Consider the following 7,893-nt stretch of genomic DNA (forward strand, 5'->3'; position numbering starts at 1 on the left):
TCGGCGTGGCGGAGGGGTATACCGGGTGAGTGATCCGCTGAGCATGGTGGTGGTGGGGGCGGCACTGCCCGCGGCGTTCGGCTTTCTGTTCCAGCATCTGCACCGGGTGATCGACCGCCGGGCGGCCCGGCGGGCCGAGGAGGCGCAGGCGGGCGGGGAGGAGCCCGAGGAGCCGATCCCGGTTCCCGCATGCGTGGCGGGCGACCCGGGCCTGACCGAGCCCGACCCGGAGCGCGTGGAGCGCAACGCGGCCGAGCTGGAACGGCTCTCCGGGGCCCTGTCGGTCTACGAGCGCCGTCCGGAGCGCCTCACCTCCGGGGACGAGCGGCTGCTGCGCGAACTCGGCACGCTGCGCGACCTGCTGGAGGAGATCTACGGCCGCCGCATCACCTTCCGCGGCGAGCAGCGCCCGGCCAGCGGCGCCGAGGTCGACCAGCGGCTGCGCGACATCCAGGGCCGGGTGAAGGGGGTCGTGCTGCCCGGCGACGCCCGGCCGCCGGACCGGTACGTGGTCAGACAGGACGTGGAGCGCACCGGCCCGGACTCCGAGGTGATCGCGGTGGAGCACCGGCAACCGCCTTCCGGGCCCCCGGCCGGTGCCGGGGAGCACTGAGGCCATCACCGGACAATCCGCGGGGGGCGGACATGACGCACACCGGAACCACGCACACCGCCATGCGGCCGCTGAGCCGGTCCGCCGTGCTGCACCGGCTGCGGGACTGGCTGCGGGCGGGGGACGCCGAAGCCGCCCCCGTCCTGGTGCTGGTCTCCGCGCGGCCGGAGGACCGGGCGCCCTCCCTGGAGGCCGCGGCCCGGATCTGGCACCGGCGGCCCCGCCCCGGTGACGGGCCCGGGGCGCCATGGGCGCGCCTGCACGCCGACGGCACCGTCACCGCGGACCGCGGGGAGGCCCGGGACACGGCCGACCGGCTGCTGAACAGCGTCCGCGCGGCCACGGCCGGCGCCGACGAGGGCGGCCCGCAGGGCGGGCTGCTGATCGTGGACGACCTCGACGCGCTGCCGACGCCCCTGGCCCGCCGGGTGGAGCGCGCGGCCCGCGGCGGTGCCCTGCTCTCCGCCGCCGGGATACGGCTGCTGATCGGTGCCGCGCCGGATCCGGACAGCCTGCCGGAGACGGACGATCCGCGCACCGAGTTCCTGCTGCACCGCCACGTGCACCCGCGGCAGGCCCGGCTGGAGCGGATCGGCCGCTGGGTCCGCGACCCGGGCGCCGGAGACGTCCTCCTGGTCACCGGCCCGCCCGGCTCCGGCAAGACGCTGCTGCTGCAGCAGGCGGTGGACGCCCTGACGGCCGAGGGCGGCGCCGAGGTGGCGTTCGTGCTGCTGCGGGACTCCGGGGAGAAGAACCTGCCCACCCTGACGACCCACCGGCTGGCGGAGGAGGTGACGCAGCACCTGGCCCGGCACGGCGTCCGGGTCGCCCCGCAGCCCCCGGCCATCGAGATCAGCCAGGACGTGCGCGACTCCTCGGGAACCGTGACCGGGGTGCGCGCCGACACGCTGATCCTGCACGGCACCGCACCGACCGTGGACGTCCTCATGACGGCCCTGCGGCAGCGGGCGGCCACCGCGCCCGGCGGCTCCCCGGCGCCGCTGGTGATCGTGGTGGACGCGCTCAACGAACTGGCCGAGGAGCCACAGGCCGACCTGACAGGGCTGCGCCTGCTGCTGGCCGAACTGGAGCAGCGGTTCCAGCAGGACCCGGGAGCCCCGGGCCTGGGCGTGAAGATCCTGCTCTCCTCGCACGACCGCCCCGACTGGCTGCGCGGCGCCCCGGTGCTGGACCTCCAGGGAGGCGAGGCCGAGCAGGAAGTCCGGGACTACGCGCTGGCCCGGCTGTCCGGCTCCGGCCCCGGCCCCGGCTCCGTCTCCGTGGGGCACGCGAAGGAGCTCGCCGAGCAGGTGGCCCGGCTGTCCGGCGGCCTGTTCATCGTCGCCTCGGGACTGCTCGACGAGTGGGAGGAGACCGGCCGGCTGCCCGGCCCGGAGACCGGAGCCCCGGCCCGCAACGCCGCCTCCTACTTCGCCGACCGGCTGGACCGGATGCGGGAGACCGCGCTCCGCAGCGGCGACCCGCAGCGCGCCCGGGCGTGGGAGGACACCGAGCGGTTCCTCACCCTGGCGGCCCTGGTGCCGCAGGGGCTGACCCGTGACGAGTTCGCGGCCCTGTGGGCGGCCCCCACCGCGGCCGGCCGTCCCGCTCCCGTGTACCGGGCGTGGAAGAACGGGCTGGAGCAGGAGATCGCCGCCGGCCCCGCCCGCCGCTTCCTGCTCTTCCCCGAGCCCTCCGACCGCGGCGGCCGGTTCCGGGTGCTGCACCCCACCATCCGCCAGGCCGTGCTCGGCACCACCGGGCCGGAGCCCGCGGCCGGCGGGCACCACGTCCTGCGGCCCCGGCCGCCCGGCGCCACCGTCGCCGAGGAGCTGGACCGCTTCCTCTCCGTGCTCACCCCGCTGGACGGCACCGGCCGGGACTGGGATCCGGAGCACGGGAGGCTGGCCCTGGGCTCCGCGCTGGGCGTGCTGACCCGGCTGCTGGCGGCCGCCCTCCGCCCGCAGCCCGAGCCGGATGAAGTGGCGCGCGCCGAGCGGCGGCTGCGCCGGCTGCTGGAGGACTGGCGCTGGCTGGAGCTGTGCGTGGGCCACGCCCAGCACCCCGAACTGCCGCTCGGGCTGGGGCTGGTGGACCGGCAGCTGGAGGAGCTGGTGACGCTGGAGGGCTTCGACGCCGCCGCGGTGCTGCTCTGGCCGGACGGTCCGCCGGAACCGGCCGCTCCCCCGCCGGCGGTGCCGTCCGCGGAACGGCCCGCCACCGGGAACACCGCGGGCGCCGCGGGCAACGGCGGGGCGGCCAAGCCCCGGCCCCCGGTCCCGCGGCCCGGGGCGGCACCGGCACAGCCTCGCGGGCGCCGGCCCGGAACGCCGCGCTACGCCACCACCCGCCATCCCACCATCGCCGCGATCGTGACCGGGTCCTACCGCTTCCGCACCCGGGAGGAGGCGCTGGAGACCCTGCACGCGATCACCCGCAGCTTCGTGCTGTCGCGGAAGCTCAACGACCGGGAAGGGGACCCGGACCGGCCGGCCCTGTGGATCACCGGCTTCGCGCTCACACCCGAGGAGGAGGCGGGCGGCGTGCGCGGACACTACGCCCGGCTCGGCGTGGCGGACCGGGGCGGCCGCTGGACCATCACGGCCGAGAAGGTGGACACCGACGTACTTCCCCCCTTCCAGCCCAGACCCCGCCCGGGCGCGCGCCCTCCGCATCCGAACTGGGGTCATCCCGTCCTGCGCCGGGTGCGCCGCAACCAGCGGAACCCGCCCCCGGCCCCCTACCCCAGCCCGGCCCACGCGCAGCGCGATCTCGACCAGCTCCACGAGGAGTTCCCGGCCACGTCGATACCGAACCCGGGGCTGCTCTACCTCATGGTGTGGGACGGAAAGCGCCGAGCCCTGGGCGAGGAGCCGATCGTGAAGCTGATCCTGAGCATCGAGCAGTGTCCCGGCGGCTTCGTGATCCGGGCCCGGGAGAACCGCAGGCCGGACGACCAGGCGGCGGACGGGGCGGCGGACGGCCCGGAGAACGGGGCGGCCGGCGGGGCGGCGGACGGGGACGTGCCCGGAACGCCCGCCGGGGGCGGGTACGGCACCGCACGGGAGGAGTTCTGAATGGGCGTCCGGCTGTCGGACTTCCAGCAGGCGCTGCACGCCCAGGTGCCGGAACTGCCCGGCCGGGAGTGGGCGCTGCGCCCGGAGAGCCTGGCCCAGCAGATGCTGCACCAGGAGATGACCACCGGCCGGCCGCGGCCGGAGCTGGTCGCGGTCGTCTCGGCCCGGCTGCGGCAGATCACCGCGGCGACCGGGCGCGCCGGGCTGGCCACCCGCTGGTCCACCGGCCGGGCCCGGCCCCGGCTGCGGACCCGGGCCGGGGCGGTGGCCGTGATGGCCGCCTCGGCGGACGGGTCGGCGCTGCTGTTCGCCGGGCAGGACGACGCCCTGTGGCAGTGGTCCCCGGCGTCCGGGGCCGGGCCGCCCCGGCTGCTGGGCCGCTGCGGCCACCAGATCCACGCGCTGGCCCTCACCCCGGACGGCCGCACCGCGGTCACCGGGGACGCCAGCGGCGCGGTCTGCCTCTGGTCGCCCGGCGCACCGGACCCCGGACCGGTGCGGCTGGACGCGCACCGCGGCTTCTGCCGGGGCGTGGCGCTCGGCGACGACGGCGGCCCGGTGGTGTCGGTGGGCGACGACGGCCGGGTGCTCTGCCGGCCGTCGGACGGCAGCGGCGGCACACCCGGCAGCACCGTTCTGGGCACCCTGGCCGACGAACTGCCCACCGCGGTGGCGGTACTGGGCGGGCACGTGGTGACGGCGGGCCGCCGCGGCCGGGTGCACCTGCTGTCCCTGACGGCGCCGGGCACGCCCGCGCTGCTGGGCGGTCACGAGTCCGGCGGCAGCGTCGCGCTGGCCGTGGCACGCCGCCGCGGGCTGGTGGTCAGCCTGGGCCGGGACAACCGCATCCTCGCCTGGTCGCCGGACCGGCCCGGCACCGGGCCGCGGACACTGGGCGGCTACGGCCTGCCGCTGTGGGGCCTGGCCGTGGCGCACGACGAGTCGTGCGTGGTCAGCGGCGGGGCGGACGGACAGGTCATGGCCTGGCCCTTCGACGGCGGCGAGGGCCGGGTGATCCAGCGGCACGAGCGGTCGGTGACCGTGCTGACCTCCTCCGCCGGACCGCCCGCGCCCCCGGCCACGGCAACGGCCGGGACCGGGGGCACGGCAGGGACCGCGGGCACGACCGTCTACAGCGGCGGGAACGACGGCCTGATCCTGTGGTGGGAGAGCGAGCGCTCCGCAGACTCCGGCTCCTCCCGCCCTGCCGACACCTGGGCGGTCACCGCCGTGGACCCGGCCCGCCGGGTGGTCACCGGCGGGCGCCGCGGCATCCATGTCTGGGACCTCACGGACCCGGCCGGACCCCCGCGTCCGGAAGCCGTGCTCGGCGACGCGGTGGCCAACGCGCTGGCGCTGCTGGACCGGGACGGACCGCTGGTCTGGATCGCGCACGGCGGGGAACTGATGCTCACCGCGTCCCTGTCCGCCGCCGGCTCCCCCGGCGGCACCGGTCCGCTCCGCTCCCGCGGCCGCTACGACGCCGTGTGCGCGCACCCGGACCGGGTGCGCTTCCTGGCCGCCGGCCGCGAGGGAGAGGTGGAGCTGTGGGACTCCGCGCGGCGCAGCGCGGAGCCGCTGGGCTCGCACGGCGGGACCCGGGTCCGGGCCGTGGCGGTGAGCCCCGACGGGAACTGGGCGGTGACCACCGGGCACGACCGCCAGGTGCTGCTGTGGGATCTCACCCCGGCCCGGAACCACCGGGTGCTCGGCCGGCTCCAGGGCCGCGGGCGCTGCCTGGCCGTGGCGGGCGACGGCCTGGCCGTGTACTCCGGGGACGACCAGGGGCGGGTGGAGCGCTGGTCGCCGGGCGCCGCACCGGCCAGGACCCTGGTGGGCCGGCACCGGCCCGGGGCGGTGGTCAGGTCGGTGGCGGTGCTGCCGGGAGGGCATGCCGTCGCCTCCACCGCGGACGGCGGCTCGGTACGGCTGTGGTCGGCCGCGCCCGGCGGCCCGCCCGTACCGCTCACCCGGCTGGCCATGACGCACACGCCGCTGCGGCTGCTGGTGGTGCCGCCCGGCGGTCTGCTGGTGACCGACTACGGGGGCGGCCTGACCCGGCTCGACGTGCTCGGCGCCGCACCGGCGGAAGCGCCCCCCGACGGCCCGGTGGGCGGCACGGCACCGGGGGCGGCGGCCGGGCCGGCGGCGGAACCGGCCGGGGCCGCGGGCGGCGAGCCGCCCCGGCTGGTCCTCGCGGACCAGTGGTGGCTGCGGCAGCAGCACCCCCGGCCCGATCTGATGGCATTGCACGACGCCCTGGCCGGCCGGGGCCCGGTGGAGGCGCTGCTGTGCTGCCCGGACCTGCCCGAGCTGGCCGGCTTCCGGCAGGCCATGACGGCGGGCGGCTGGACGGTGGAGACCGTGCCCGCGGACCGCCCGGCGCAGCGGGACCGGCTGCTGGAGCTGGCCCGCACGGCGGCGGCCCGCGGGCCGGTGGTGCTGGTCAGCGGCGACGAGGCACTGCTGGCGTCACTCGCCCGGGCCGGTGTCCGGGCCGAGGTCCTCTCCGACCTCTCCGCCCACCGCTTCCCCTGACCCGGGCCGGGCCGGGCCGGCCGGGGGGAGTGGAGCGGGGTGGGCCGGGGCGCGGGTGGGGCGAGGGTGGGGCGAGGGTGGGGCGAGGGTCAGTGCTGCCGTCCGGCCTCCGCCGGGTGCGGACCGGCGGCGGCCCGCCAGGCCGCGGTGACGGCCTGGCGCGCCTGCGCGGTGGCGTCCGCGACATCGCCGGAGAGGGTCAGCGCGGTGCCGAGATGGACGCGCAGCGCCGGGCGGCGCACCGGAGCGGTGAGGAATCCGGCGACCTGCTTGGCCGTGGAGCCGGAGCTGATCCGCCGGGCGCCGGTCTGGCCCAGCGGCACCACCGGGGCGCCGGCGGCCAGCGCCAGCCGGGCCAGCCCGCTGCGGAACGGGCCGGGCGGCGCCTCGTCCGGGTCCACCCGGCGCGGCAGGCCGCCCTCGCCGTAGATGAGGATGACCCGCCCCGCGGCCAGCGCCGCCTCGGCGGCGTGCAGCGCCTGCGCCGCCTGGTCGGTGCCCCGCCGCACCGGCACGTGGCCCTCCCGGGCGAGCAGCCCGCCCAGCACCGGGATGCGCCACAGCCCGGCGGCCGCCAGTACCACCGGCTCGGTGCCCAGGCGGTGCAGCGCGGCGAGCACCACCGCCGGGTCGGCGAGCGAGGTGTGGTTGGCGGCGACGATGCTGCCGGGCGGGACGGCGGCACCGGGGTCGGCGGTGATCCGCAGGCGGCCGAGGAGCGGGACGATCAGGCGGGCGGCGGCGCTGAGCACGAGGGAATCCTCCGGTCCGGGCGCGGTCGGGCGCCGGTTTCCATGATCGGTGGCTGCCCGTATCATCGCCCGCCGTACCGTCCGGGGGCCTGAGTAGAAGCGCCCGAGTACCGTACCCGGCCGCGGACCGGCCCGGCGGCCGTGGTCGCGGTTCCGGCTCCGGCGTCCCGCCGGGCGGCGGGCGGCGGCGTGCCGGAGCGCCGGTCCGCGGGGTGCCCCGGGCCCCGGCGGAAGGGGGCTGATCAGGGGGTGGTTGCCGTACGGTGGGGGCCATGACGACGATGACGCCGGGCGCGAACATCCCGCTGCCCGTACGACTGGTCAGCGTGGAAGTCACCGCACCGCGGCCGCTGGACGTCTCCGGCCTGATGGTCGCGGCGGACGGCAAGGTGCGCTCCGACGCCGACTTCATCTTCTACAACCAGCCCGAGGGGCCGGGCGTGAAGCACCGTCCGGCCTCGCCCTCCGGCCCCGACTGTGTCACGGTCGACACGGCCGGGGTGCCGGCGGACATCGACAAGGTGGTCATCACCGCCAGCCTGGACGGCGGGGGCCCGTTCGCCGGCATGGAGCCGACCGCCACCGTCCGGGACGCGGCCGACGGCACGGTGCTCGCGGTGTTCACCCCGCCCGCGCTGAGCGTGGAGACGGCGCTGATCGTGGTGGAGGTGTACCGGCGGCAGGGCGCCTGGAAGGTGCGGGCGGTGGGCCAGGGCTATGCCAACGGCCTGGCCGGCATCGCCATGGACTTCGGTGTGGCCGTGGAAGAGGAGGAGCAGCCCGAGCCGCTGCCGTCCCCGGCGGTGCCGCCGGCCCCGGCCGCGCCCTCCGCTCCGGGCGCTCCGGTTTCCCCGGCCGCGCCCGCCGCTCCGGAGCCGGCGCCCGCCTGGGCCACCGGCCCGCAGACCGCGCC

The 7,893-nt window shown here is 78.0% G+C and carries 5 protein-coding genes; 4 read left to right on the forward strand and 1 reads right to left on the reverse strand.

Translation table 11 applies throughout. The features are described from left to right. Positions 1–25 precede the first annotated feature (25 nt). The 3 genes from GQS09_RS10690 to GQS09_RS10700 are packed head-to-tail and all read left to right on the forward strand — an operon-like array spanning position 26 to position 6,228. Positions 26–613 carry a hypothetical protein gene (locus GQS09_RS10690; RefSeq protein ID WP_165985776.1) on the forward strand — a complete coding sequence of 196 codons (588 nt, stop codon included), beginning with the start codon at positions 26–28 and terminating at the stop codon, positions 611–613. Between the two features lie 32 nt (positions 614–645). After that, on the forward strand, positions 646–3,690 hold the full coding sequence (locus GQS09_RS10695; RefSeq protein WP_165985777.1) for an AAA family ATPase: 3,045 nt from the start codon (positions 646–648) through the stop codon (positions 3,688–3,690). After that, positions 3,691–6,228, forward strand: coding sequence for a WD40 repeat domain-containing protein (locus GQS09_RS10700; protein ID WP_165985778.1), 2,538 nt, complete (start codon positions 3,691–3,693; stop codon positions 6,226–6,228). A gap of 89 nt (positions 6,229–6,317) precedes the next feature. On the opposite strand, the gene GQS09_RS10705 is transcribed toward GQS09_RS10700, so the two are convergent. After that, complete coding sequence (locus GQS09_RS10705) at positions 6,318–6,980, reverse strand: 1-acyl-sn-glycerol-3-phosphate acyltransferase (protein WP_165985779.1); 663 nt, start codon at positions 6,978–6,980, stop codon at positions 6,318–6,320. Positions 6,981–7,261: 281 nt separating this feature from the next. Here GQS09_RS10705 and GQS09_RS10710 point away from each other — a divergent pair. Further along, positions 7,262–7,893: TerD family protein (locus GQS09_RS10710; RefSeq protein ID WP_165985784.1), on the forward strand; the 632-nt coding region annotated here is incomplete at its 3' end.

The sequence above is a fragment of the Streptomyces sp. YIM 98790 genome, assembly GCF_011421595.1.
Lineage (GTDB): Bacteria > Actinomycetota > Actinomycetes > Streptomycetales > Streptomycetaceae > Streptomyces.

Excerpts from the sequence above, each read along its gene's own strand:
- GQS09_RS10695 (WP_165985777.1), top strand. The coding sequence starts at position 646 with ATGACGCACACCGGAACCACGCACACCGCCATGCGGCCGCTGAGCCGG.
- GQS09_RS10700 (WP_165985778.1), top strand. The coding sequence starts at position 3,691 with ATGGGCGTCCGGCTGTCGGACTTCCAGCAGGCGCTGCACGCCCAGGTG.